We start from the raw sequence: 24141 nt of genomic DNA on the forward strand, positions 1-24141 counted from the left end.
AATATTGGGTTAAGAATTTCCATTAGGGGTAGATAGGGAGTAAAAAGCTATCGAGGAGGAATGACGAGGTGCATAACGAACATGAGAGCCGAATTCCACATGAACAAAAGTCATTTTGGAGAGAGTACAAAGACATTCCAAGCTATCCTGCATTACAGGCAAATGAGTCGACCGATATCGCTGTCGTCGGTGGAGGAATGGTTGGCGTAATTAGTGCTTACTTATTAGCCAAAGCGGGACGGAAAGTAACATTAATCGAAGCTGGAAAATTGGTTGATGGGGTAACGGGGCGAACCACCGCAAAAATAACGGCGCAACACGGATTGTATTATGATTCCTTAATTCAAGTGGCTGGAGAAGAACAGGCAAAACTGTACTATCAAGCGAATATGGACGGATTAAATTTTATTGAAAAAACAGCAAAAGAACTGTCCATTGACTGTGATTTTTCGCATCATAATGCATTTGTGTATGCTAACACAGCTGCTGGAGCAAAAAAAATTGAAAAAGAAGCTGAAGCGTATATGAAGTTAGGCATTGACGGCGAGCTTGCAAAGGATGAAGTAGAATTGCCGTTTTCTGTAGAAGAAGCAATTGTCATGCGCAATCAAGCTCAATTTCATCCTGTGAAATTTTTGGCTGGTTTGATCAAAGAAATTGAACGACTGGGTGGAAAAATTTACGAACAAACGCGGGCAATGAAAATATTGAGCAAAAACGATCCAGTCATACAAACTGAAAACCTGTCTCATTTATCGTGCAACAAAGTCATTGTTGCCAGTCATTATCCTTTTAATGATTTTGATGGCATGTATTTCTCACGCTTAACAGTCAATCGCTCGTACGCTATTGCAGCTAAAATAAGTGGGAACGTTCCGAACGATATGTACATTAGTGGAGACATGCCTTCCCGCTCTTTGCGTTACGCAACCGGCGAGAATGGTGAAAAGCTATTATTGATAGGTGGCGATGGCCATGCAACGGGTAAAAGTTCGAGCGAAACAATCGAGCATTATTACAATCTTGAAAAGTTTGGTGACGAACATTTCGGAATTGAAGAAGTTCCATATCGTTGGTCATCACAAGATATGACAACGCTTGATACAATCCCTTATATCGGCACCATCACAGCAGGCTATGACAATATTCTAGTTGCTACTGGCTTTCATAAATGGGGAATGTCGAACGGCGCATTAGCCGGAATGTTGCTCAGCGACCAAGTATTGGGCAAAGAAAATAGGTACGCAGCCGTTTTTGATCCAACGCGCACGAAAGTGAAATCTAAAGATGCGGTGAGCTTTGCAAAAGATAATGCATCGGTAGCAAAAGCGTTAGTTACAGGCAAGTTACAACGAACCACTAAAACAGTTGACGACTTGAGCAAAGACGAAGGTTCGCTAGTCAAAGTTGGTAAAAAGAAAGCAGGAGGATACCGCGATGAGTACGGTCAAGTCCACCTTGTCGATACGGCGTGCACGCATATGGGTTGTGACGTTAAGTGGAACGATGCGGAACGTTCTTGGGACTGTCCGTGCCACGGATCACGTTTTTCGTATACCGGAGATGTACTGAATGGACCAGCTGTAAAACCTCTTAAAAAAATACAGGAGGAATAATGGACTTACAAACAACTAAACAATATTAAAACAGAAAAAAGCAGCGAGGAATTTTCCTCACTGCTTTTATTCGAATTTATTCAGCTGGGTTCGCTTGAATTTCCAAATGAATTTTAATGTCTTCGCCAACCATTACGCCGCCAGTTTCAAGTGCTTGGTTCCATGTGAGACCGAAATCTTTACGGTTTACTTTACCGTCTACATTGTAAGCTACAACTTCAACGCCCCATGGGTTTGTGCCTTTACCGTTATATTCTACATCGAAAGTTGCTGGGCGTGTAATACCTTTCATCGTAAGGTCGCCAGTCATTGTGTATTCGTCACCTTTTTTGACAATTTCATTTGCTTTGAATGTAATGTGTGGGAACTGCTCAGCATCAAAGAAATCTGCAGAGCGCAAGTGAGCGTCGCGATCTTTATTTTTTGTGCTAATGCTGTCTACATCGATTTTGAAATCGATTAATGCACCTTGTAAATCTTCTTCGTTTGCTTCAATTGTTGCTTCATAAGAAGTAAAAGTACCTCTAACTTTTGAAATCATCATATGTTTTACTGAGAACCCGATTTCTGAGTGTGCTGCATCTACTGTCCATTTTTTCATGTTAAATTCCTCCTAAAAATATTTTCTAAAATAAATATAGCAGAATTAAATCTCGAAGTCAATTGTCTTTAATTAAAAACTTTTTAATTCGAGATAAAAATTAGTTAGACTTTTGTACCGAACTTTACTTTATTGCTTGTCAAATCAAGATGAAAATTAGATACTAATAGAAGCTATAAGTTAAGAAGGGATTTGCATTAAATGACGAAACAACAATGGTTGACGGATTTACGCAGTTTTTTAACAGACGATCACGTCAAAGTGGATGAACCGCTCTATCTTCATACACTAACTAAAATGGGTGGACCTGCTGATATTTTCGTAGCACCAACAACTGAAGAAGAAATTGCTTTCACTGTAAAGTATGCATATAAAAATAATATACCTCTGTTGCTTCTTGGTAACGGTTCTAATATGGTTGTCCGAGACGGAGGGTTTCGTGGGATTGTCCTGACCTTTAAAGGGTTACGAGCAATTCGTATAGAAGGCACAAGAGTTTACGCCCAGGGTGGAGCGAATATTAAAGAAGTCTCAAAAGCAGTAGCAGCAAAACAATTAACGGGATTTGAATTTGCTTGTGGCATTCCAGGATCGATTGGTGGAGCGATGGCGATGAACGCTGGCGCATATGGTGGAGAAATCAAAGATGTCATTAAACAAGCAACGGTTCTTTCGAGAGAAGGAGATTTGCTCGTTCTATCTAAAGAGGACTTGGGTCTTGGCTATCGTAAAAGTATTATTACTAAAGAAGGTTATTATGTATTGTCGGCTGAATTTGATTTGGAAGTCGGCAATCCAATGGTTATTGATGCTAAAATGAGTGAATTAACTTACCAACGAGAAACGAAACAGCCTTTAGAGTTTCCTTCTGCTGGCAGTGTATTTAAACGACCACCTGGCAATTTTGCAGGAAAGTTGATACAAGATAGTGGCTTGCAAGGAAAAGGATTTGGCGGTGCAGAAGTTTCTACAAAGCATGCTGGGTTTATTGTTAATAAAAACAATGCAACTGCTAACGATTATATTAAGACAATTGAAATGGTCAAAGAAACGGTATTCAACAACTTCGGTATTGACTTAGAACTTGAAGTGAAGATTGTTGGAGAAGATTGAATCTGATTTGAAAGGATGTTCCTTAATGGGACATCCTTTTTTTGATGAGAAAAACAAGTCCTAGCCTATCGTTGCAAGAACGATCTTTATTAAAAGGTGTTTTTCCTTCGGTAGTCGAATAAAGAACTAAGGAAAAGGGGGGAGATTCATGAAGGGGAAAGTGAAAAACAAAAGATGGTTAAAATGGCTACTCGGTGTTTTAGGTGTAATGGTAATACTAATTGTGGCATTGCTTATTTTTATAAATGTCTTCTTGAATAAATCTAAACCATTCATCGAAGGGGAAGTATCGGTAGAAATACTAGATAATGATGCGACTATAATCCGAGATGATATAGGAGTCCCGCACATAAAAGCAGAAACAGATGCTGATTTATACCGTGCACAAGGATATGTTCAAGCGCAAGATCGCATGTTCCAAATGGATCTATCCCGTAGGCAAGCAAGTGGTCAATTGGCAGAAGTGATTGGGGCAGATGCTGTTGATACAGATAAGTTTTTTAGAACTTTTAGTTTGCGTGACGCAGCAGAGAAGTCTTGGGGTGGATATGATGAGCAAGCTCAACAAGTACTAGAGTGGTATGCAGAGGGCGTTAATGCTTATATGAAAAGCGCGAAAGCGGACAACACTTTGAGCTTTGAATTTTCCATTCTTGGATACGAACCGACAGAGTGGACACCTATTGACTCGCTGACGATTGGCAAGTTTATGGCCTATGACCTTGGTGGTCATTGGAATACACTTGCCGTTCGCCATTGGGCATTAAACGAATTTCCAGAAGACAAAGCGGCCGAACTTTTTATAAATTATCCTGAAAATGCACCGGCAATTTTAGCGGCTAATAAACAACAACAAGTTCAAGTAGCTGGTGAGTTTGATGCGTCAGTTATACCGCCAGAATTTAACGGCAGCAATAACTGGGTCGTATCGGGAGATAAAACAGCAAGTGGGAAGCCATTACTTGCCGACGATCCACATCTTGGACTGAGTACGCCATCCATTTGGTATCAAATGCATTTAGAGTCTCCTGAACAAAATGTGAGTGGCGTTATATTTGCAGGAGTGCCCGGAATTATTTTAGGTCACAACGAAGAAATTGCATGGGGTGTAACGAATGTTGGTCCCGATGTTCAAGATCTCTATATTGAAACACCAAATCCAGAAGATCCGACTCAATTCGAATACGAGGGGGAATGGGAGCAAGCGGAAGTAAGAAAAGAACCAATAAAAATAAAAGGTGAAAAAACGGAAGATTTCGAAGTGTTAGTGACAAGGCATGGTCCTGTGGTGTCTAATATTCTTTACGAAGATGAAAAACCAGAAGCTGTATTTTCTATGCAATGGACTGCACTTGAGCCAACACTCGAACTGCAAGCGGTTTTGAATTTCAACAAAGCTGCCAATTGGGAGGAGTTTGAACTGGCTCTCGAAGATTTTCAAGCACCTGCACAAAACTTTGTTTTTGCTTCGACTGATGGCACCATAGCCTATAAAGCCAATGGTCGCATTCCAATTCGAAAAACTGGAGATGGGCAATTACCGGTTCCAGGAAATTCAGCGGACTATGGGTGGGAAGGGTACGTGCCGTTTGATGAATTGCCAACGTCAGTAAACCCGGAAAGTGGATTTATTGCAACAGCTAATAATGAAGTCATCGACGATTCGTATCCATACCACATCACGAATTTTTGGGCACAACCATATCGCTATGAACGGATTGCTGAAGTGTTGGAAGCATCAGATAAACTGACAGCAGAAGACATGATGGAATTACAAATGGACCAAAAGAATTTGTATGCGGCTGAATTTTTAGAAGATATGATTGCGACCGTACGCTCGAATACAGAAGAACACAATGAAGTGCTCACGTTGCTAGAGAAATGGGATCAAGTGGATAGCAAAGACCAAGGAGCGCCATTAGTATTTCATAAGTGGATCAAGCAATTGCCTGAAACTTTACTAGCAGATGAATTTCCAGAAGACGTATATAAAATGTTAGATGGAAAAAATCACATCACAGATGAAATGATGCGTGATGCTTTTGCTGGAAACGAAGGGGTTTGGGTAAGTGAATACGGCGGAGCAGAAAAGTGGCTTGTGGATTCATTAGAAACAGCTATCGCTGAAATTGAAGAAGAACAAGGGAGTGATGTAGCTGACTGGAGTTGGGGAGATCATCATCAATTAACTTTCCCACATCCACTGGCAGGGGCATCTCCAGTTTTTGCTGAATTTCTAAACCCAGATTCGGTGCCCATCGGTGGTTCGAACATCACCGTTCAAGCAGCGGCATCAACACCAGATGGCGATGTTGATCATGGCGCATCATGGCGATTTGTTGCAGACCTCGCGGATTTATCGAGTGCTTATCATATCGTAGGACCAGGATTGAGTGGTCATATGAAATCGGATTACTTCCATAACCAAGTAGATGATTGGGCACAAGGAGATTTTCATGAAACAGAGATAGAAGAGAGAGTTGAAGGTTCAACATTAATATTAAATGCCGAATAAGTTATACTGGTGAAAAACGGATGCGAGGAATAATCTATGAAACGGATACTAGCTGTCGGACTTGGTGGAATGATTGGCGCACTTTTGCGTTATGGAATATACATGGTAGCTGCAGACGATCTGGGCCTTTGGCTTGTGAATCTAATCGGTAGCTTTTTAATCGGAGTGGCGGCCATTCGCTTATCTCACAAATCGGCTGAAATGCGGCTGTTCATTTCGACAGGTTTGCTAGGCTCTTTTACGACCTTTTCGGCATTCTCTTCTGCCTGGTTTTACCACCTCGAATCTTCTATTTGGCTAGGCATAGCGTTTGCTATCAGCATGACGATGGCATGTGTTGCGGCAGCGGGAGTAGGTTTATGGGTTGGTAGAAAAGAGGTGTCAGCATGATCGGCATTGCAATTGGTGGATTTTTAGGAGCGATTACACGTTATTTATTTTATTTATTTGTTGAGAGTCGAACGTGGCAACCGAAAGTTGCGACTTGGTTAGTTAACAGTATCGGTTCATTTGTTTTAGGCTTATTGATTGGTGAAGAAAATATATCGCTTTTCTGGATCACTGGATTTTTAGGTGCATTTACAACGTTTTCAACAATGGCTTTAGATGCTGTAAAAGACATAGAAGATGGTAAATGGTTAACGGGTGGGCTCTATATTACGGCTACTTTAGCTTCTGGAATTGCGTTATTCAGTTTGGGTTATATGTTAATGCAATAAAAAAACCTCATTATAATTGATGTGGGGGCTAGGTAAATACTTCACTAAACTACTTATTCAATTTTGGTATTTGTAATGAAGCGAAATAGGAATTTGGATATTTCTTCAACAACTTTAAAAGAGCCCTTTGCGATTTTTCGCAAAGGGCTCTTCTATAGCTTATTTAACGATAATGACAGGTGACTGAACGCGTTTAGCTACTTTATGGCTAACGCTGCCGAGCACCATTTCTTGCAGTGAGTTTAATCCGCGGCTGCCGATTAGTACAACGTCGTAGCCAACTTCATTGGCGTGTTTAACGATAGTTGGTCCTGGAATGCCGTGAAGTGTTTTTGTTTCAAAATTAATACCAGCAGAACGAAAAATTTCTTCGAGCGGTACTAAATGCTTGCGACGTTCCAAGTGAACTTCGTCGCTACTTTGGCCATGAAGAATCTCAGTACGAGCTTTTTCATAATCAATCACATAAAGCAAAGTGATAAATGCTTGTGGATTGGCTTTGGCCATTCTTACTGCTTCATGAGCAGCTCGTTTTGAATGGTCTGAGCCATCTGCTGCAACTAAAATTTTCTCATACATAGAGCATCCTCCTTATGGTGTACCTTTACCAGCATTGCTGTAGGTTGCTAACTTATCAACAAGCTTTTGGCTTGAAGAGTTTAGCCCAACAATTGTAACGGCTTGCCCTTGTGCTTGTAGTTTGTTCATAACTCGGTCGATGGCGCCAACTCCTGAGTCGTCCCAAACGGTAGCATCTGTAAAGTCTAAAACAACTTCTTTTGAAACTTCTACGTTGTCGAATTCAGAGACAAAGTCTTGAGAAGAAGCAAAGAACAATTGTCCGTGTATCGTATATCTATTCGACGCATTGCTTTCCAATCCTTCTTTACGCACTTCAACTTTGGAAATTTTAGCAGCAAATAGTACTGCACTCAAAATAACACCCGCGAATACGCCTTTCGATAAATCGTGTGTATAAACGACTACAACTACCGTTAATAACATAACGATGGCATCAGCTTTTGGTGCGGTCGCTAAATATTTGAACGATCCCCAGTCAAAAGTACCGATACAAACCATTACCATAATACCGGCTAGCACAGGCATTGGAATTTGAATAACCCAGTTGCCTAATACGATAATTAAGAACATCAAAAATACACCAGCTACAAAACTCGATAATCGTCCGCGACCACCAGAACGAACGTTAATACCTGATTGTCCGATCATTGCACAACCGGCCATACCGCCGAAAAATCCAGTGATAATGTTTGCGATACCTTGACCACGTGCTTCTTGGTTTTTATCTGATCCGGTTTCTGTTGCATCATCGATAATTGACGCTGTTAATAAAGACTCTAATAAACCGATAACAGAAAGTGCCAATGCAGTTGGGAAAATGATTTGCAAAGTTTCAAAGTTGAACGGGACGCTTGGAATAAAGAAACTTGGCAAGGTTTGCGAAATTGTGCCAAGACTACCAACGTTTTGCATATCAATGCCCGTGTAGATAACAACACCTGTTAATACGAGGATCGCGATCAATGGAGCCGGAATAGCTGTGAAAAAACGAGGCAAAATATAAACGATTGCCAATGTAACACCAACAAAAACATAAGTGAGGGTATTGATGCCGAAAATAAATGGCACTTGTGCCATGAAAATCAAAATAGCTAATGAATTGACGAAGCCAATCATAACCGCTCTAGGGATAAATTTCATAAAACGTGCAACTTTTAAGAGACCAAAAATCAATTGCAGTACACCTGTTAATACAGTAGCAGCCAATAAATAATCCAATCCGTGATCACGAACCAATAGGACCATTGCAAGCGCCATAGCACCTGTTGCTGCAGAGATCATGCCCGGTCGTCCACCGACAAAGGCGATAATAACAGAGATAGAAAACGACGCATACAAGCCAACCATCGGGTCAACGCCAGCAATGATGGAGAAAGCAATCGCTTCCGGTATTAAAGCAAGTGCGACAACAATTCCGGCTAAAACATCTCCGCGAATATTACCAAACCATTGCTCTTTGTAAGATAAAGTATTCAAAAACTTCCACTTCCTTCTATATTAATTTGTATTGATACCATATCTCGTAAACTAGTAATAAGCTAATTGAAAATAGTTAGAAAGATGAATTCCTTGCTCTTTCAATTATAGGCTATAAAACTGTATCACCTTTTTTTTCATATGTAAATACAATTCATTCAAACGCAGGTTTGACTGTAAAGGTTTGAGCGAATATACTAAAGAAAACAATCAAACTCTTATTTGAATGAAAGAGGTGCCATATGAAAGAACTATGTGAAGTAACAAAAGTTCATCCGGAAGTTGTCGATCGTGTACAACAAAATATGACTGACATGGGCGATGTAGCAAATTTATTTAAAGCATTAGCAGACGAGACAAGATTAAGGATTGCTTATGCTTTAACAATAGAAGAAGAAATGTGTGTTTGTGACATTGCGGCGGTTATTGGTTCTTCAACAGCAACCGCCTCTCATCATTTGAGGTATTTGAGAGAGCGAGCATTAGCGAAGTCTGAACGAAAAGGAAAACAAATCTATTATTCTTTATCAGACAACCATGTACGTCAATTAGTAAAAATCGCTCACGAACATACGAAAGAAGGTGTGGAAATTGGTTAAAACTTATCGCTTAGAAAATTTATCTTGTACAAGTTGTGCTGCTAAATTTGAAAAAAACATACGAGGTTTGCCTAATATAAAAAACGTCGATTTAAATTTTGGAGCTTCTAAGTTAACAATTGATGGAGATGTATCGATTAAAGCACTTGAAAAAGCTGGGGCCTTTGATCATATTCGAATTTATCCAGAAAAAGAAAAAATTAAAGTCGTTCCGTTTTATCAACGGAGACAGACAATAGAGACAGTCTTGTCGCTGTTATTATTGATTGCAGGTATTGTAGTATCGTTTCAAACCACTGAAACAGCTCCTTGGGCAATCGCGTTATTTACGGGTTCTATGGCAATCGGTGGCTACCATATGTTCTGGACAGGCCTAAAAAACTTGAGTGCGTTCCAGTTTGATATGAAAACTTTAATGACGATCGCGATTATCGGGGCGGTCATTATTGGTGAGTGGCGTGAAGGGGCGGTTGTAGTTTTCCTTTTTGCTGTCAGTGAAGCATTAGAATCGTTTTCAATGAACAAAGCGCGTCAGTCGATTCGCAGTTTGATGGATTTGGCACCGGCACGAGCATTAATTCAACGAGCTGGTGAATTGATCGAGTTGGATACAGAAGATATTCAGATCGGTGACATTTTAATCGTTAAACCTGGACAGAAAATTGCGATGGATGGCACAGTTCTTCGTGGAGAATCCGCTGTCAACCAAGCAGCAATTACTGGGGAATCGATTCCTGCAGTTAAAACTGTGGGAGATGATGTTTTTGCGGGCACTATGAATGAAGAAGGGGCATTAGAAGTTACCGTCACGAAACGTGTAGAAGATACGACAATCGCCAAGATTATTCATTTAGTAGAAGAAGCACAAGCTGAAAAAGCACCGACTCAGAAGTTTGTGGATCAGTTTGCAAAATACTACACACCAGCCATTATCGTTATTGCCTTTTTAGTAGCTATCGTACCAGGCTTTGTAACCGGTAACTGGGAACTGTGGGTTTATCAAGGTTTGGCAGTACTTGTTGTGGGGTGCCCATGTGCTTTAGTTGTATCAACGCCAGTAGCAATCGTAACTGCTATCGGTAATGCTGCGCGACAAGGTGTGCTCATTAAAGGCGGTATTCATTTAGAAGAAACCGGACAGATTAAAGCTGTCGCTTTTGATAAAACGGGAACATTAACAAAAGGCTACCCAGAAGTAACAGATGTAATTGTACAAGCTGCGATTACAGAAGAAGAGTTATTAAAGCTAGCCGCATCTGTAGAAACCATGTCACAGCATCCTTTAGCAAAAGCAATTTCAAAAAAAGCATCAAGCACTTATCCTTCTGAAAACTTTAATTCAGTTACAGGAAAAGGCGCATACGCGATAGTTAATAGTGAAATCATTTACGTTGGTAGTTTAAACTGGGCAGAAGAAAAAGGCTTACGTATTCCTGGAAAAGCGCGTAAACTCCAAGAGAGTGGGAAATCTGTTACGGCTGTCTTTTCTGAAGCAGTATTATTCGGTATCATCGCAATCGCCGATGCCATACGCGAAGAAAGTCCGTCCATTATTAAGCAGTTAAAAGCGATGGGAATCGAGCAGACCATCATGCTTACAGGAGACCATCCGGCAACGGCATCTGCCATTGCTGCGGAAATTGGGATGACAGATGTTCGAGCTGGACTCATGCCAGAAGAAAAGTTATCGGCGATAAAAGATCTTCAAAAACAATATGGACGAGTAGCTATGGTAGGGGATGGTATCAACGACGCACCCGCGTTAGCCGCTTCAAGTATTGGTATTGCGATGGGCGGAGCAGGAACAGATGCTGCACTTGAAACAGCAGATATTGCGTTAATGGCTGATGATCTCGAAAAACTTCCATATACAATTCGACTCAGCCGGAAGACTTTGCGTATAATAAAAGAAAATATCGTCTTTGCATTAGGGCTAAAGGTAATGGCATTGCTATTAATAATTCCAGGTTGGTTAACTTTATGGATCGCAATTTTTGCGGATATGGGTGCCACATTATTAGTAATATTAAATGCGTTACGTCTTGTGAAAGTTCAGAAGTGAGGTACGTTTGGAGGTTATGTATTGAAATTAACAGAGTGGACTATGGAAGAGCAGGAACAGCTAATTCATTTTATGACAACGAACTCTTGGCCATTCCATGGTCATGAACATCCGGTCCGAGCTTTAATTGAAAAAACAATTGAAGAAGGCGGCTATAAATCAGACCAAGTAACAACGTTTTGGATTGAAAATGAAGATAAAAAACAAGTAGGCTTAGTACAAATTTTTGACTTACAAGACGACATTCCCTTGTTTGATTTGAGAATTGCTGATCCCTACCGCAATAAAGGATACGGTCCAAAAGCATTGAAAATGGTTGCAGATTATGTCTTTTCGCTACCAGAAAAGAAAATTCGTTTAGAAGGCAATACACGTCACGATAATTTTGCGATGCGTAAAGCGTTTGAGCGAACCGGATTTGTTAAAGAAGCTCATTTACGGCAAGCTTGGTTTTCGCCAAGGGAAAGTCGATATTACGATGCGGTCATTTACGGTATGACACGTGAAGATTGGCAAGCAGGAATTACTACGCCTGTTCTATGGGACGATGCTGTAATTGAAGCGAAAAAGCCACCATTCAATCCGGTTTTACTCAACTTTCCCGAGGAATTTGAGTCTGAACGATTGTTAATCCGAGCACCAAGAAGAGAAGATGCAGAAGCCAATTATGAAGCAGTTATGCATTCATTGGAGTCGTTTCGACCGTGGTTACAGTTTGCACAGCAAAAGCCGGATCTTGCACAAACAGAAGCCACATTAATTGAAGCCGAAGCAAACTTTAAATTACGAAAGGATTTGCGTTTGCATTTCTTTTTAAAAGAAACTGGACAATTTATCGGCTCAACGGGTCTTCACCGAATCGACTGGGAAGTGCGTAAATTTGAAATTGGGTATTGGGTAGACAGTCGCTTTGAAGGCAAAGGATTTGTTTCAGAAGCGGTCGAACGGATTACGCGCTTTGCATTTGAAGAGCTAGAAGCCAACCGTGTAGAAATTCGTTGCGATCCAGATAATGTTCGGAGCCGTGCTGTGGCCAATCGTTTAAATTTTGAACTAGAAGGAATTTTGCGGAACGATAGCCTTTCACGTGTGGATAACAAACTACGTGATACATGCGTATATGCTAAAATTCGAGAAGAATAGCGCTATTAAAAAGCAGAAAGGGCAATTTACTAATTGCCCTTTCTGCTTTTACTTGTTATACAATTAACTACAAAAAAGGGTTGACCCGAAAGTCGTGTTCACGACTTTGAGTCAACCCTTTATGTATACATCACGCTATAGTTATAAACCTTTACGTCCGGTAACCAAGTTGATAACTAAAATGATTGCAGCAATAACTAAAAGAATGTGTATAAGTCCACCTGCAACGTCCATTAAGAATCCGATAAGCCATACTACGATAACAACCGATAAAATAATCCATAGAATACGTGCCATTTTTTTCACCTGTCCTTTCTTTAATAACTATGTTGCTTATATCAATAACTACCCCAGCTATAATGAGCTTAAACCTTTCTGAAAAAACGGATTGTTTGGAGCAAGACTCAGTCGAGTTGTTTCAATGATGGCGGTATAGTAAACTAAACATAGCTAAGTGAGGGAGGAAAGAATGTTGCCTACTCCAAGTATGGAAGACCATATTGAAATCATATATTCTTTAATTGAGCAAAAAGGCTATGCGCGTGTATCAGATATCGCGGAGGCCTTATCCGTGTTGCCTTCTTCTGTGACTAAGATGGTGCAGAAGCTAGATAAAGACGGATACTTAATATACGAACGTTACAGAGGTCTTGTGTTGACGCCAAAAGGCCAAAAGCTAGGCAAGCGGCTATTAGAGCGACATGGCTTACTGGAGCAGTTTCTACAGTTAATCGGCGTAGATGAAGAACGGATTTACGAAGATGTTGAAGGTATCGAACATCATTTGAGCTGGAATTCAATCGACCGAATTGCTGATTTGGTCCAACTACTGGAAGAAAGCCCGGATTTTACGGGAAAACTTAAACAGATGAAAGTAGCAGGAAAAGAAAGTTAAAGACAATAGGAGGAACTAAATATGGCTTTGCACCCAGGGTTAAAAGAGGTACTACAAGTAAAAGATCGTTCAACATCACAATGGATTTTATCAGATGGTTCAGGCGATGAAGTAATGATGAACGCATCAGAAATAGAAGAAGGACAAGAAATTGGAGAAGAAATTGAAGTTTTCCTTTATCGCAATCGCCAAGGCGGAGTTTCTGCAACGCCAATGATTCCGCACATTTTGCCAAGTGAGTATGGCTGGGCAAAAGTTTTAAAAGTATCACAGCGCGAGGGAGCGGTAGTTGATATTGGCACAACACGCGAAGTCTATTTATTACCAGCAGATCTTCCACAAATTTTAGAATTATGGCCAAAACAAGGGGATCATATTTTTATGACGCTTCGAACAGATCGCCATGGTGATTTATACGGGCGTTTAGCAACAGAGGAAAAAGTATTAGAATTGATGGAGCCGGCGCCAGAAACTCTTTTCAATCAAAATGTACAAGCGCGTGCTTATCGTTTATTGCCAGTTGGTACATTTATGTTGTCAGTACCAGGAATGCACCGAATCTTTGTTCACGAAACAGAGCGTAAAGAAGAGCCGCGTTTAGGTGAAGAAAAAACAGTACGTATTATCGACGTGAAAGATGATGGTACATTGAATGGTTCTTTACTTCCTAGAAAACAAGAGCGTCTATTAGACGATGCTGAAGAAATTATGCGTTATTTAGAAGAGTCAGGCGGAAAAATGCCGTTTACGGATAAATCTTCACCAGACGAAATCCTAGAAATTTTCGGTATGAGTAAGGCTGCTTTTAAACGAGCACTTGGAAAATTGTACAAAAACCGTCAAATCGTCCAAGAAGAAGGTTGGACAAAGTCGACGAAGTAAAGGAACCTTTTCGAGTTAATTTCGTATTAATTTGAAGAAAGGGGCAAATTAAATTGAAAAAAATAATCACAGTTATAGCATTACTGTTTACACTATCTGTTGTATTACCGTCATATAGTTCGGCAAACGTCGGCATTAATGAAAAATTCGGAGTGCCAATTGTAGTTTATGGAGGCAATTTATCAGCTGATGAAAAAGCTTCAGTTGCTAAGAGCTTAGATGTTGCAGGAGAAGCTGATGTAGAAGAAATTGAAGTAACAGGCCAAGATTTAGTGAAATACATTAAAGACGGGGATTCTCGCGCACGTATGTATTCTTCAGCTAAAATCACACGCAAAGATGAAGGCGCTGGTTTGGTCATTGAAATCGTAACACCTGAAAACATTACGCAAGTAACAACTGAAATGTATGCCAATGCTATGCTGACTGCGGGTATTGAGAATGCAACAGTAGAAGTGGCTGCACCAAAAGCTGTTACAGGACATTCAGCGCTTGTTGGAATTTATAAAGCTTACGAAGTGAACGGAGAAGCATTAGACCCGGAACGCACAGACGTAGCAAATGATGAATTGACGGTTGCTACGGAACTTGCAGAAGGTGGAGTTGGAGAAGACGAAGTTAGTGAATTGTTAACAGAAATCAAAAAACAAATTGCTGAAAAAAATCCAGCTTCGCGTGAAGAAGTAGAACAAATTGTTGAAGAGCAATTAAGCAAACTTCAGATCGAATTGAGTCCGGAAGATCGTCAGTTATTAGTGGACTTGATGGATCGTATTCGTCAACTTGATATCGATTTTTCAAAATGGTCAACACAACTAGAAGATTTGAGTAAAACGATTGAAGACAAAATTACAACAATCGTTAATGATGAAGGATTTTGGGCAAGTGTAAAAAAATTCTTTAAAAACATAGCTGACACTGTAAGTGGTTGGTTCAACTAATTAAAACAGGCAAACCTTGTATTATGAGGATTGCCTGTTTTTTTGTAGAAGTTTAATCTCTTGAGGAGAACAAAAGTCAGTGATAATATAAGATAAAATCTTGAAATAGAGATAACCGTGTAAACTTGATTAAAAGATGGGGAAATGTTTACCGAATCTATACGCCAGGAGTAATTGCAAGCATTTATCATGACTTCTGCTAGAGTGTTACCGTTATAAATAGAAAATATTTACGAGAAGGCAACAACAGAAATTTTCGGCATTTTAACAGGAAATGAGTCGTCTGCTAGCGAAATGTATTTTAGAAAAGCATTTTAGTTTTTCTATAAAAGATTGTGTGAGAAATGTCGATGAATGGTTTTAAAGTCGTCATAAAAGCATGTGAGTTAAAGCGTGTTGCATCCAATGTGTATTACGTAGAATAGGGGGAATTGGAAATGGATTTTAAATTAGTAGAATTAGGTAGTGATGAATTTGCATATCGCCTTGAAGATAAAGGTGTTATGAAAGGGGAAATTGCGTGGACTCAGTTGGCAGATGTGATGGTCGTTGAGCATACTTTTGTCGATGAATCGTTACGCAATCAAGGAATGGCTAAAAAACTTTTAGACCAAACAGCAAACTTTGCTCGTGAACATAGCTATAAAATAGAACCTGTTTGTTCTTACGCAGTTTCCGCTTTTGATCGCTACAACGATTACGATGATATTAAGATATAAGCTTCTATTAAGTATATAGACACATAAAAAGCAATCCGCTGTTAGTTGAGTGGATTGCTTTTTCTAATAATCGACTATGTAGTTTTTCATGTGCAACCTCCGTTTTAAATGCTTGTCATTAAGAAAACGATAGCTGTTAAAATTGAAGCTCCACCAACACCATACATAAAATCAGCTTGACTAAAAATTAGGTTTTTTTCCATTTTTTAGAACCCCTTTCAAATCTTTGTTATTTATAAATTACCCGCTCAATCGCTTTTTAAACAGGTTTTATTAATTTTATTAGGGGAAAACAAATAAGAGTGGAATTCTTTCTTTATTTAATTACGTAATGACAATAAATTAAAAGAAGAGGTGAGTGTTATGCATCAAGAAACCGTAAATAGAGCTGGTGAAAAAGTTCTCGGTATTATTGGTATTGTCTTTAATATTTTGTTTATAGGATTAATGGGTTTTGCAATGGTAAGTTACTCGAATGCACCGGAATTCCGACAGTATATGGAAGAAGAAATGATGGCAGATCCGACCATAACAAATCCTGAAGAAGTAGAAATGATCATGAATGTGATGTCTTCCGGATTTGGAATAGTAGGGTGGGTCGTGATTGCTTTATTGGCATTAAGTACGCTTTTAGCCGTTATCGCGATTATAAGTCTTCGCAAAAAAGGAAATGCATCTACAGCGGGTGTATTCTTTATCTTAGCAGGATTGTTTGCAGGCCTATTATCATTAACTTCTATACTGTTCTATGTTGCTGCTATTATGTGTTTTGTTCGTAAACCGCGAGTGCAGCAGACACAAACTTTGCGTGACGATGATTTTAAATACCAAGAAGATGAATTTCAGCGTAAAGAAGATTCATTCAATAACGATACTACAACACAAAAAGACAATGACACACCTTATCGTCCGTTATAAAAAGTCATGTGCACACAAAAAACCGCTACCTATGAGGTAGCGGTTTTTAAATCGTAAACATATTTGGTTGTTTGCAAAGGATGCCCCTCAAACAATTCTTCAAATTCTTCTAGTAACTTAAAGCCATTTGCTTCATAGAAGTTACGGCCTTTAATATTTTCGCTTTCAACATAAACAAAAAGTTGATTGCCATTAAGTAACTGACGTAAGCCTGCAGTGAATAATTGTTTGCCATGACCAGAACGTTGAAATTCGGGTTTTATGTAAATGGCAATCAGTTCAGCGTCGCCATCTTCATCAACTTTTGTGAAATTAGCGAAACCAACTGGTTCTCCTTCATGTTCTGCAAGTAATACAATCGTTCTCTTTAAACGCATCTCCATCATGGGAGTAGAATATGATTTATCTAGAAAACTTTCTTGGACAGTAGAGGGAATGATTCCAGCGTAAGTGTCATTCCAACTAATTTTGGCAATCTCCTGAACAGCTGTAATGTCTGCGGATGTACCGGTGCGAATCATGCAATCACCTCTAAAATTCTTTATGCAATCATACCAAAAAAAGAGGTGAATAGCCACTAATGTAGAATAAGTAACTCTAAAGGGGAGGCTCTATCAATGGATTGGAAGATTTATCAATTTGACGATTTGAGTAGTAGAAAACTATACGATGTGCTTAAGTTACGTGTTGATGTGTTTGTAGTTGAGCAAAACTGTCCTTATCCAGAACTTGATGGTTTAGATCAGCAATCGATTCATCTTCTTTGTAGCGAGAACGGTAAATTGATAGCTTATGCCCGATTAGTGCCATCAGGTGCCAAATATGAAGTGCCTTCTATTGGTCGTGTTATTGTGCATGAAGACGCTCGAGGTCGTGGCTTAGCAAAAGAATTGCTTGAGCGCAGCATCGATTATATTTCAAATGAATGGGGTGCCGACGCGATTAAATTGCAGGGACAAGTTTATTTGAAGGAATTTTACCAATCCTTTGGTTTTCAGCCAATTTCGGCAAGTTATGATGAAGACGGTATTCCCCATATCGATATGGAACGGGTTCGCAGTTAAATGTAATACGATTGACATATAAAAAAAGATTAATGGTGTGAAAAAGGGGTAAACATTAGTATTAAACAAATATGAAAACAGAAAAAGGAGTGCTGCAAAATGGCAAGAGGAAGAGGTCTCTTAATGGCAGGTTTGGCTGCAGGAGCATATGCATATTTTAAAGATCCTAAAAATCGCGAGAAAGCTACAAAAGCTTTCAATGAAGCGAAAGTGAAGGTGAACTCTTATATGGAATCACAAAACCTAGACAAGTCAGGAAATACAAGTTCAAATGTTGATGCAGCATCAGACAATTCAGTAGATCCTCAAGAGGATATGGTTGCAGAAGGTGGAGCAACAACAACTATTCAATATTACAATGAGCAACAACAAAAGAAGGAAGAATCAGATGATGTAAAACTTTCATCAAATGACGTTAGCAAAGAAAAGGCTGAAAACACTGATTCAGCAACTCCTGAAAATAAAATAAATACGGATAACTTATAAAAAAAGGATGGTCTTTTGACCATCCTTTTTTATCGCTATTTATTTTCTGGAAGTTAATCCGTTTGTAATGGCTGCAAAAAGCAAAAGAGAGCCACTCAACATAAAACCTTGATTAGAGTTCAATGCTAGAGCACCAGTAATACCAGAACCAACAACGACACCTGCGGAGAAAAACGCGTAAAAATAACCGTAAGAACGACCACGCGAAGAAGTGCTAGTTGAATCGATCAAAATAGAGTTGATTGAAGGAAATAATAAAGCAAAGCCTATTCCATAAGTACACATGCCAATATACAATAAAGGTTCAGTTGACACAGCACTTAAATAAAATAAAGAAATACCCATGACAGAAAAGCCTGCGATTAAGGTATATATCGGTTTAACAATGTCAAAAATTCGATTGACAGGAAGCAAGAATACCAATATAGCCGAAATACCAAAGGCGCTTAATAGTAAGCCGCTGAGTTGAGAATCTAAGCCAATTGCTTCAACTTTAAGGGGGAGCATATAAGCTAAAACTCCTTGAGAAAACATCAAGAAAAATGCACCTGAAAAGGACCGTAATAAACCAGTATTTTTCAAGATATCTGTTAAAGAAGCGGGAGTTTTAATCGTACTTTCTTTTATTATATGCGTTCGACGCAAAATTAAGAATGCAGCGATACCAATAGAAAAAATCAAAATCCCAGTTATAAACATCGTTTCTGGAACACTATTTCGACTTGTATAAACGGCTCCATAAGCAGGTCCAAGAATTGCTGCCAAACCAATGAAAGCGCCGGACAATGCAGACTCTTTTCCTCGTTTGTCTGATTTCGTTCGATTCGCTAAATACGTAAAAGCTGCAGGAACAGTTAATCCTGCTGCAAGTCCATGAAGAAATCTCACCGCCAATAAACTATAAGGTCCATCAATTAGTGAGTAAGTAAACAAAGTTACACTTGTAGATAATAAACCGATAACTAAAATGGCAAATGGACCTCTTCGGTCGGAGAAGATTCCAGAAATGATGTTCCCAAACGTATTGGATAACGAATACATACCTACGGCTAATCCTGCGATAAACGGACTTGAACCTAAAGATACTGCGTAAGGACTTATAATTGGAAGTTGAGCAAACAAGTCAAAGAAAGAAAAAAAGATTATAATATAGATGAGAATACGCAAGGCAGTTCCTACTTTCCTAAACAATATGCAGTTTTTTGGGTTTATTTCCCACAGTATAGGGGAAAGACAGCTACAGTTATTTATATTATACCATCGGAGGTCTTATGATGAAAAAAGCCATGTTTATATTAAATCCATCCTCGGGAAAAGAACAAGCTTCTGAATACCGTGGGCAAGTAGAAGAAACACTTACCTCAATGGGGTACGATGTGGATACAAGAGAAACAGAAAAAGAAAAAGATGCTACAAATTTTGCAACAGAAGCATGTGAAAAAGAATATGACTTTATTGTAGCAATGGGTGGAGACGGTACAATTAATGAAGCTGTATCAGGAATAGCGGAACAGTCACATGAGCCTTTATTTTCATTAATTCCGCTTGGGACAGTTAATGATTTTGCACGAGCTTTAGGAATTCCGTTAGATCCACCAGAAGCCATCGAAGCACTTAAAACAGCTCATGAAAAACGTGTGGATATCGCTAAAGTTGGTGAACAATACTTTATGAACATCCTCGCAATTGGAGATATCGCTGAATCTACGTACGATGTAGATCCAGAGCAAAAAACCAAATTAGGAGCTTTGGCATACTTTGTTGAAGGGATAAAGGCGATTTCTTCTGAAGCTGAAACTCATTTTGAAATCGAGCATGACCATGGTACGTGGTCAGGTGAAGCAAAACTAATATTGGTCGCATTGACTAATTCGGTAGGTGGATTTGAAAAACTAGCACCTGAAGCTTTGACAGATGACGGGCTACTTCATCTATACATTGTAGAAAATGCTGCTTTACCTGGATTTGTCCGAATAGCAACTTCAGTTCTTAGAGGAAAATTGAAAGATGATCCAGCAGTTGAAGTTATCAAGACTACCAAAGTCTCAATAAAAACAAATGAACCTCTATCGTGCAATATTGACGGTGATGAAGGATGCACAACACCATTTGAGATTCATGTTTTGCCACGTCATATTCGTGCGTTCATTCCAACTGAAAAAGACGAATAGTAAATTTTTCTATTAACTCAATATAGTGTTTCATAATGAGGGAAAGCAAGCGAACAGTTTACTAAGGTTTGTTTGGCTTTCCTGTTAAAATTAAGTTTTATGAAGTAATAATGAAACCTTTTCCCATCGAAATCGTCTTATATAGTATAAATTTTGTATTAAAACATTACTGAAGACATATGTAAAATTTATTATGTATAGAGCAAATGACATAAAAAAAATACAAAAATAGCAGTTTCACTCTATTATTTCAACTTAATTCAGTATATAGTTAAAATAATGAGGAAAAACTTGTACAAAGAAAGACGGGGAAATTATGAATATTATCACTGCACCAACTATTCAAGAAACCATTTCAAAAATATTTATGAACGAAACAGAAAATTTAAACCAAATTGATGGGTTGGATAAATTTTTTGAAATTGAAACACAGCTAATGTACGAGATTCATCATCTTGAAAAAGAGCGTGCGAAAGAGACATTAAGAGAATTAATCGATATGCTCTCCCTTCGCTCGGAAAAAGACATTATTCGATCTATTCGTAATTATTTCATCATCTTGTCTTCTGTCATGGCGCGAAAACTTTATGAAATGCGTGTTCCGCCAAAAAAAGCATTTGCTTTTAATTCTGCTTGTGTAGAGCTAGTAGATAAGCATATGAATGATTCAGAATTCATGTTTGTTGCAGACGAATTGATTGAGTTTTTTGTGTCGATCATATCTGAGCGGAAGCAACCTTCTTTTGGCCATCAAACCGTCAATAAAGTTGTTATTTATATCAATGACGAAGTTGAACGTGACCTTTCAGTTGAAGAAATTGCTAAGCATTTCAATATTTCCACAAGTCACTTGTCACGTATTTTCAGGGAACATGCGGGCATTACGCTTGTAGAATATTTGAACGTGCGCCGTGTAGAAGAGTCGCAATATTATCTTCGTCACTCGGATAAAGGTATTTCAGAAATTTCTAAGCAGTTCCATTTCTGCAATCAAAGTTATTTTACGCGAATCTTTAAAAAGTATACTGAAGTTACACCAAAGCAATTTAGGGACAGTCAGCACATTCCGTATTTCCGCTATACATTACCAAACGCTAAATAAAAGCAAAAAGGAAAGGAGAAGAAATTCTCCTTTTCTTTTTGCTTTTTTTACTAGGAGAAAGTTTTTAAGGTGCCGTAATTTTGTCACAAAAATTAAAATTTTTGCTAGTGTTCTCTCCACGGATTGAATTTTGTTCTGCTTATCGTTATACTTCATAGTAGCTAAAAAAGGTGAAGGTGACTAAATTGAAAAAGAAAATTACATTATTAATGATGATGGCATTAGCCGTTGTTTTGTTAAGTGGATGTTCGGCAGTAGAAAACAAAGAAGGTATGTTTTATACTGTTTTTGTCAAACCGTTCGATGTGTCATTGAATTATTTAGGTGACTTGTTTGGCGGAAGTTACGGATTAGCCATTGTGGTTATTACCATTATTATTCGTTTGGTATTAATGCCGTTTATGCTGCGTACATATAAACGTCAGCAAGGTATGAAAGTCAAAATGGATGCAATGCGTCCCGAAATGGAAGGCATTCAAAAACGTTTAAAAGAAACAAAAGACAAAGAAGAGCAAATGAAGTTGCAACAGGAAATGATGGGACTTTACAAAAAACATGAAGTAAACCCGCTGAATATGGGATGTTTGCCTGTCGTTATCCAAATGCCAATCATTATGGGTCTGTACTTTGCCATTCTTCATTCACCAGATGTTCAAGCGCATGAATTTTTATGGTTTAGTCTAGGTTCACCGGATATCATCATGACATTGATCGCCGGTACTGTTTACTTCTTCCAAGCAAAAGTATCATTATGGACGATGCCAGAACAGCAACAAAAGCAGATGAAATTGTTTATCTACATTTCACCAATCATGATTATGTTCATATCATTTACATCGATGGCGGCTTTACCCGTGTACTGGACAGTCGGAGGGATCCTTTTGATCATTCAAACCTTTATCGGTCGTAAATTCTATTCGAATCATCCAGAAAAAGCACTTGAATCAGTAGAAGAGAAAAAAGAATAATAGCGAGCCGGCAATTATTGCCGGCTTTCTTTTATGGGAGATGTTTACGTGAATATGAAATTAGTTCAAGGAGTGGCAATAGCCCTTTTAAGTATTACCGCATTAACTTGTTTAATATTTGGCTATTTAGAGGTAGCTGTACTGTTTATGACTGTGCTATTCGTTTTAACAAATAGCTTTCGCTATCGTCATATGAAAGCGCAAGGCATGCACCGAGAAGCTAAATGGATGCTCGGGATGTCAGTTACTTTTGGTGTATTATTCTTTGTCGTATTGGCAACTATTCTGTTTTAAAAGTAAAAGCACAATCTCTTTTTTATAGAGATTGTGCTTTTTGTGTATACTCATATTTTTCTTTCATACGTTCTTCAAGTAATGTATCTAATTGGTTCATCAATGTTTGAATGTCATTTTCTGATATTTGGTTCACTATCGACAACTCCTTAGGTGTTTATACACAGTTATTCGCAAAGAAATCGTATTTATGGGGGTATATAGTTTATGAAATTAAATTTATTTCTAGGGTATAATGTAGGGGTAATGTCGCATTTAAAGAAACGTAATAAAAGCCTCGGAATTCTCAACTACAGATTAAAATTTAATCCGATTTTAAGAGGGGTTGTTATGGGTTAACGAAGAATTTCAATAGTAGAAATGGTAGAATAAGAAATATGTTAAATAGAAGGAAGGCTTATTATGAAGTTTTTAGACCACTTAAAACAAAAAGATAAAAAGTTTTATATAAAATGGATGGTGATTGGTATGACAGCAATTATGGCAGCGTTAGCAGCATTGTGGTTATATATTAACGACTGGGATGCTAAACAAAGCATGACCGCATTAATAGAGGCTGTGACAATTGAAGAGCCAGCCATGGAAACACCGACAGAGCAAATTACAGAGGTGCCTGAATCTGATAAAGTGACAGAAGAACCTAAAAAAGAAGAGCCGATAACAGAAAAACCGGTTGAAGAAAAAGTAACAGACGCTACTGTTTATCCAGAGAATAGTCTATTACCAAAAGAGCCTTTTATCATTAAGGGGATACTATTGGCAAATAAACAACATCCGCTACCAGACACATATGCACCTGGAGAAGTACCAGAAGCCCGTACAGCTTTTGAAGCGATGAAAGCTGATGCAGTAAATGATGGGATTAATTTGCAGGCATTTAGTACGTATCGTGATTTCGCACGACAAAAGCAGCTATACGAAAGTTACGTAGCGAAAGATGGCCAACAAGCAGCAGATCGTTATAGTGCGCGTCCAGGATACTCTGAGCATCAAACCGGTTTGTCATTTGATATTGGCGAATCAGGAAAAGAACAGCATTGGGCGTCTGCCTCTTTTGGCGATACTGAAGGCGGCAAGTGGTTAGCAGCTAACGCTCATAAATATGGTTTTATTCTTCGTTATCCTGAAGGAAAAGAAAAAATCACAGGTTATATGTATGAATCTTGGCATTTTCGGTATGTCGGAAAAGAAGTTGCTACGCAAGTTTATGAAAAAGGCATTACACTAGAAGAATATTTAGGAGTTAATTAAACACAAAAGCGTCTTCGTAAAAAT

The 24141-nt window shown here is 38.7% G+C and carries 26 protein-coding genes; 20 read left to right on the plus strand and 6 right to left on the minus strand.

Annotated elements, in window-relative coordinates; genetic code table 11:
* The first annotated feature begins 68 nt into the window (after positions 1-68).
* A complete protein-coding gene (locus PLANO_RS01925; RefSeq protein WP_038702501.1) occupies positions 69-1616 on the plus strand; it encodes an FAD-dependent oxidoreductase in 1548 nt (515 codons plus the stop codon).
* Positions 1617-1692: 76 nt separating this feature from the next.
* Here PLANO_RS01925 and PLANO_RS01930 read toward each other — a convergent pair whose 3' ends face one another.
* A complete protein-coding gene (locus PLANO_RS01930; RefSeq protein WP_038702503.1) occupies positions 1693-2217 on the minus strand; it encodes a YceI family protein in 525 nt (174 codons plus the stop codon).
* 201 nt (positions 2218-2418) lie between these two features.
* Here PLANO_RS01930 and murB point away from each other — a divergent pair, with 201 nt between their 5' ends.
* From murB to PLANO_RS01950, 4 genes are all read left to right on the plus strand, one after another.
* Positions 2419-3330, plus strand: coding sequence for a UDP-N-acetylmuramate dehydrogenase (gene murB, locus PLANO_RS01935; RefSeq protein ID WP_038702505.1), 912 nt, complete (start codon positions 2419-2421; stop codon positions 3328-3330).
* 148 nt (positions 3331-3478) lie between these two features.
* Positions 3479-5845 carry a penicillin acylase family protein gene (locus tag PLANO_RS01940; protein ID WP_038702507.1) on the plus strand — a complete coding sequence of 789 codons (2367 nt, stop codon included), beginning with the start codon at positions 3479-3481 and terminating at the stop codon, positions 5843-5845.
* Between the two features lie 36 nt (positions 5846-5881).
* Positions 5882-6235 carry a fluoride efflux transporter FluC gene (locus tag PLANO_RS01945; RefSeq protein WP_038702509.1) on the plus strand — a complete coding sequence of 118 codons (354 nt, stop codon included), beginning with the start codon at positions 5882-5884 and terminating at the stop codon, positions 6233-6235.
* Positions 6232-6564 carry a fluoride efflux transporter FluC gene (locus PLANO_RS01950; protein WP_038702511.1) on the plus strand — a complete coding sequence of 111 codons (333 nt, stop codon included), beginning with the start codon at positions 6232-6234 and terminating at the stop codon, positions 6562-6564. The genes PLANO_RS01945 and PLANO_RS01950 overlap by 4 nt, the downstream gene beginning before the upstream one ends.
* Before the next feature lie 159 nt (positions 6565-6723).
* Here PLANO_RS01950 and PLANO_RS01955 read toward each other — a convergent pair whose 3' ends face one another.
* Both PLANO_RS01955 and PLANO_RS01960 read right to left on the minus strand, forming a co-directional pair.
* A complete protein-coding gene (locus tag PLANO_RS01955; protein ID WP_038702513.1) occupies positions 6724-7143 on the minus strand; it encodes a universal stress protein in 420 nt (139 codons plus the stop codon).
* 12 nt (positions 7144-7155) lie between these two features.
* Positions 7156-8622, minus strand: coding sequence for a SulP family inorganic anion transporter (locus tag PLANO_RS01960; protein ID WP_038702515.1), 1467 nt, complete (start codon positions 8620-8622; stop codon positions 7156-7158).
* Between the two features lie 242 nt (positions 8623-8864).
* On the opposite strand from PLANO_RS01960, the gene PLANO_RS01965 reads away from it, so the two are divergent.
* Genes PLANO_RS01965 through PLANO_RS01975 form a run of 3 tightly spaced genes read left to right on the plus strand, consistent with a single transcriptional unit; the run spans position 8865 to position 12426 of the window.
* Positions 8865-9221, plus strand: a complete 357-nt coding sequence (locus PLANO_RS01965) for an ArsR/SmtB family transcription factor (protein WP_038702517.1) — start codon at positions 8865-8867, stop codon at positions 9219-9221.
* Positions 9214-11283 carry a heavy metal translocating P-type ATPase gene (locus PLANO_RS01970; RefSeq protein ID WP_038702519.1) on the plus strand — a complete coding sequence of 690 codons (2070 nt, stop codon included), beginning with the start codon at positions 9214-9216 and terminating at the stop codon, positions 11281-11283. The genes PLANO_RS01965 and PLANO_RS01970 overlap by 8 nt, the downstream gene beginning before the upstream one ends.
* A 21-nt stretch (positions 11284-11304) precedes the next feature.
* Entirely contained in the window at positions 11305-12426 is a 1122-nt protein-coding gene (locus tag PLANO_RS01975) for a GNAT family N-acetyltransferase (RefSeq protein ID WP_038702521.1), read from the plus strand.
* Positions 12427-12567: 141 nt separating this feature from the next.
* Here the strand turns inward: PLANO_RS01975 and PLANO_RS15940 are convergent, their stop codons facing one another.
* Positions 12568-12723 (minus strand): lmo0937 family membrane protein, encoded by a 156-nt coding sequence (locus PLANO_RS15940; RefSeq protein ID WP_156108877.1) that lies wholly within the window; start codon positions 12721-12723, stop codon positions 12568-12570.
* A 175-nt stretch (positions 12724-12898) separates the two neighbouring features.
* Here PLANO_RS15940 and mntR point away from each other — a divergent pair, with 175 nt between their 5' ends.
* From mntR to PLANO_RS02000, 5 genes are all read left to right on the plus strand, one after another.
* Positions 12899-13321, plus strand: coding sequence for a transcriptional regulator MntR (gene mntR / locus PLANO_RS01980; protein WP_038705339.1), 423 nt, complete (start codon positions 12899-12901; stop codon positions 13319-13321).
* A 21-nt stretch (positions 13322-13342) separates the two neighbouring features.
* Positions 13343-14203 carry a CvfB family protein gene (locus tag PLANO_RS01985; RefSeq protein WP_038702523.1) on the plus strand — a complete coding sequence of 287 codons (861 nt, stop codon included), beginning with the start codon at positions 13343-13345 and terminating at the stop codon, positions 14201-14203.
* A 53-nt stretch (positions 14204-14256) separates the two neighbouring features.
* Entirely contained in the window at positions 14257-15144 is an 888-nt protein-coding gene (locus PLANO_RS01990; RefSeq protein ID WP_156108878.1) for a DUF1002 domain-containing protein, read from the plus strand.
* A gap of 437 nt (positions 15145-15581) precedes the next feature.
* Entirely contained in the window at positions 15582-15863 is a 282-nt protein-coding gene (locus tag PLANO_RS01995; protein ID WP_038702527.1) for a GNAT family N-acetyltransferase, read from the plus strand.
* A 363-nt stretch (positions 15864-16226) separates the two neighbouring features.
* The gene (locus PLANO_RS02000; protein WP_038702529.1) at positions 16227-16781 is read left to right on the plus strand and encodes a DUF4064 domain-containing protein; all 555 of its coding nucleotides are present in this window, start codon (positions 16227-16229) and stop codon (positions 16779-16781) included.
* Positions 16782-16810: 29 nt separating this feature from the next.
* Here PLANO_RS02000 and PLANO_RS02005 read toward each other — a convergent pair whose 3' ends face one another.
* Entirely contained in the window at positions 16811-17302 is a 492-nt protein-coding gene (locus PLANO_RS02005) for a GNAT family N-acetyltransferase (protein ID WP_038702531.1), read from the minus strand.
* A gap of 96 nt (positions 17303-17398) precedes the next feature.
* On the opposite strand from PLANO_RS02005, the gene PLANO_RS02010 reads away from it, so the two are divergent.
* Both PLANO_RS02010 and PLANO_RS02015 read left to right on the plus strand, forming a co-directional pair.
* The gene (locus PLANO_RS02010) at positions 17399-17845 is read left to right on the plus strand and encodes a GNAT family N-acetyltransferase (RefSeq protein WP_038702533.1); all 447 of its coding nucleotides are present in this window, start codon (positions 17399-17401) and stop codon (positions 17843-17845) included.
* Between the two features lie 99 nt (positions 17846-17944).
* Entirely contained in the window at positions 17945-18331 is a 387-nt protein-coding gene (locus PLANO_RS02015; RefSeq protein WP_038702535.1) for a hypothetical protein, read from the plus strand.
* A gap of 39 nt (positions 18332-18370) precedes the next feature.
* On the opposite strand, the gene PLANO_RS02020 is transcribed toward PLANO_RS02015, so the two are convergent.
* On the minus strand, positions 18371-19498 hold the full coding sequence (locus PLANO_RS02020) for an MFS transporter (RefSeq protein WP_038702537.1): 1128 nt from the start codon (positions 19496-19498) through the stop codon (positions 18371-18373).
* A gap of 107 nt (positions 19499-19605) precedes the next feature.
* On the opposite strand from PLANO_RS02020, the gene PLANO_RS02025 reads away from it, so the two are divergent.
* The 5 genes from PLANO_RS02025 (at position 19606) to PLANO_RS02045 (ending at position 24117) form a co-directional block, all read left to right on the plus strand.
* The gene (locus PLANO_RS02025; RefSeq protein WP_038702538.1) at positions 19606-20502 is read left to right on the plus strand and encodes a diacylglycerol/lipid kinase family protein; all 897 of its coding nucleotides are present in this window, start codon (positions 19606-19608) and stop codon (positions 20500-20502) included.
* Positions 20503-20818: 316 nt separating this feature from the next.
* A complete protein-coding gene (locus PLANO_RS02030; RefSeq protein WP_038702540.1) occupies positions 20819-21604 on the plus strand; it encodes an AraC family transcriptional regulator in 786 nt (261 codons plus the stop codon).
* Between the two features lie 185 nt (positions 21605-21789).
* Complete coding sequence (gene yidC / locus PLANO_RS02035) at positions 21790-22572, plus strand: membrane protein insertase YidC (RefSeq protein WP_038702541.1); 783 nt, start codon at positions 21790-21792, stop codon at positions 22570-22572.
* A 54-nt stretch (positions 22573-22626) separates the two neighbouring features.
* A complete protein-coding gene (locus tag PLANO_RS02040; protein ID WP_231554771.1) occupies positions 22627-22866 on the plus strand; it encodes a hypothetical protein in 240 nt (79 codons plus the stop codon).
* Positions 22867-23268: 402 nt separating this feature from the next.
* Positions 23269-24117, plus strand: coding sequence for a M15 family metallopeptidase (locus tag PLANO_RS02045; RefSeq protein WP_038702545.1), 849 nt, complete (start codon positions 23269-23271; stop codon positions 24115-24117).
* Positions 24118-24141: the final 24 nt, after the last annotated feature.

This window comes from Planococcus sp. PAMC 21323 (genome assembly GCF_000785555.1).
GTDB lineage: Bacteria > Bacillota > Bacilli > Bacillales_A > Planococcaceae > Planococcus.

Bases quoted from the DNA above. Each gene is read 5' to 3' on its own strand.
- PLANO_RS01930 (WP_038702503.1), bottom strand. From the start codon at position 2,217: ATGAAAAAATGGACAGTAGATGCAGCACACTCAGAAATCGGGTTCTCA.
- murB (WP_038702505.1), top strand. From the start codon at position 2,419: ATGACGAAACAACAATGGTTGACGGATTTACGCAGTTTTTTAACAGAC.
- PLANO_RS01940 (WP_038702507.1), top strand. From the start codon at position 3,479: ATGAAGGGGAAAGTGAAAAACAAAAGATGGTTAAAATGGCTACTCGGT.
- PLANO_RS01945 (WP_038702509.1), top strand. From the start codon at position 5,882: ATGAAACGGATACTAGCTGTCGGACTTGGTGGAATGATTGGCGCACTT.
- PLANO_RS01950 (WP_038702511.1), top strand. From the start codon at position 6,232: ATGATCGGCATTGCAATTGGTGGATTTTTAGGAGCGATTACACGTTAT.
- PLANO_RS01955 (WP_038702513.1), bottom strand. From the start codon at position 7,143: ATGTATGAGAAAATTTTAGTTGCAGCAGATGGCTCAGACCATTCAAAA.
- PLANO_RS01965 (WP_038702517.1), top strand. From the start codon at position 8,865: ATGAAAGAACTATGTGAAGTAACAAAAGTTCATCCGGAAGTTGTCGAT.
- PLANO_RS15940 (WP_156108877.1), bottom strand. From the start codon at position 12,723: ATGGCACGTATTCTATGGATTATTTTATCGGTTGTTATCGTAGTATGG.
- PLANO_RS01985 (WP_038702523.1), top strand. From the start codon at position 13,343: ATGGCTTTGCACCCAGGGTTAAAAGAGGTACTACAAGTAAAAGATCGT.
- PLANO_RS01995 (WP_038702527.1), top strand. From the start codon at position 15,582: ATGGATTTTAAATTAGTAGAATTAGGTAGTGATGAATTTGCATATCGC.
- PLANO_RS02000 (WP_038702529.1), top strand. From the start codon at position 16,227: ATGCATCAAGAAACCGTAAATAGAGCTGGTGAAAAAGTTCTCGGTATT.
- PLANO_RS02005 (WP_038702531.1), bottom strand. From the start codon at position 17,302: ATGATTCGCACCGGTACATCCGCAGACATTACAGCTGTTCAGGAGATT.
- PLANO_RS02010 (WP_038702533.1), top strand. From the start codon at position 17,399: ATGGATTGGAAGATTTATCAATTTGACGATTTGAGTAGTAGAAAACTA.
- PLANO_RS02015 (WP_038702535.1), top strand. From the start codon at position 17,945: ATGGCAAGAGGAAGAGGTCTCTTAATGGCAGGTTTGGCTGCAGGAGCA.
- PLANO_RS02025 (WP_038702538.1), top strand. From the start codon at position 19,606: ATGAAAAAAGCCATGTTTATATTAAATCCATCCTCGGGAAAAGAACAA.
- PLANO_RS02030 (WP_038702540.1), top strand. From the start codon at position 20,819: ATGAATATTATCACTGCACCAACTATTCAAGAAACCATTTCAAAAATA.
- PLANO_RS02040 (WP_231554771.1), top strand. From the start codon at position 22,627: ATGAAATTAGTTCAAGGAGTGGCAATAGCCCTTTTAAGTATTACCGCA.
- PLANO_RS02045 (WP_038702545.1), top strand. From the start codon at position 23,269: ATGAAGTTTTTAGACCACTTAAAACAAAAAGATAAAAAGTTTTATATA.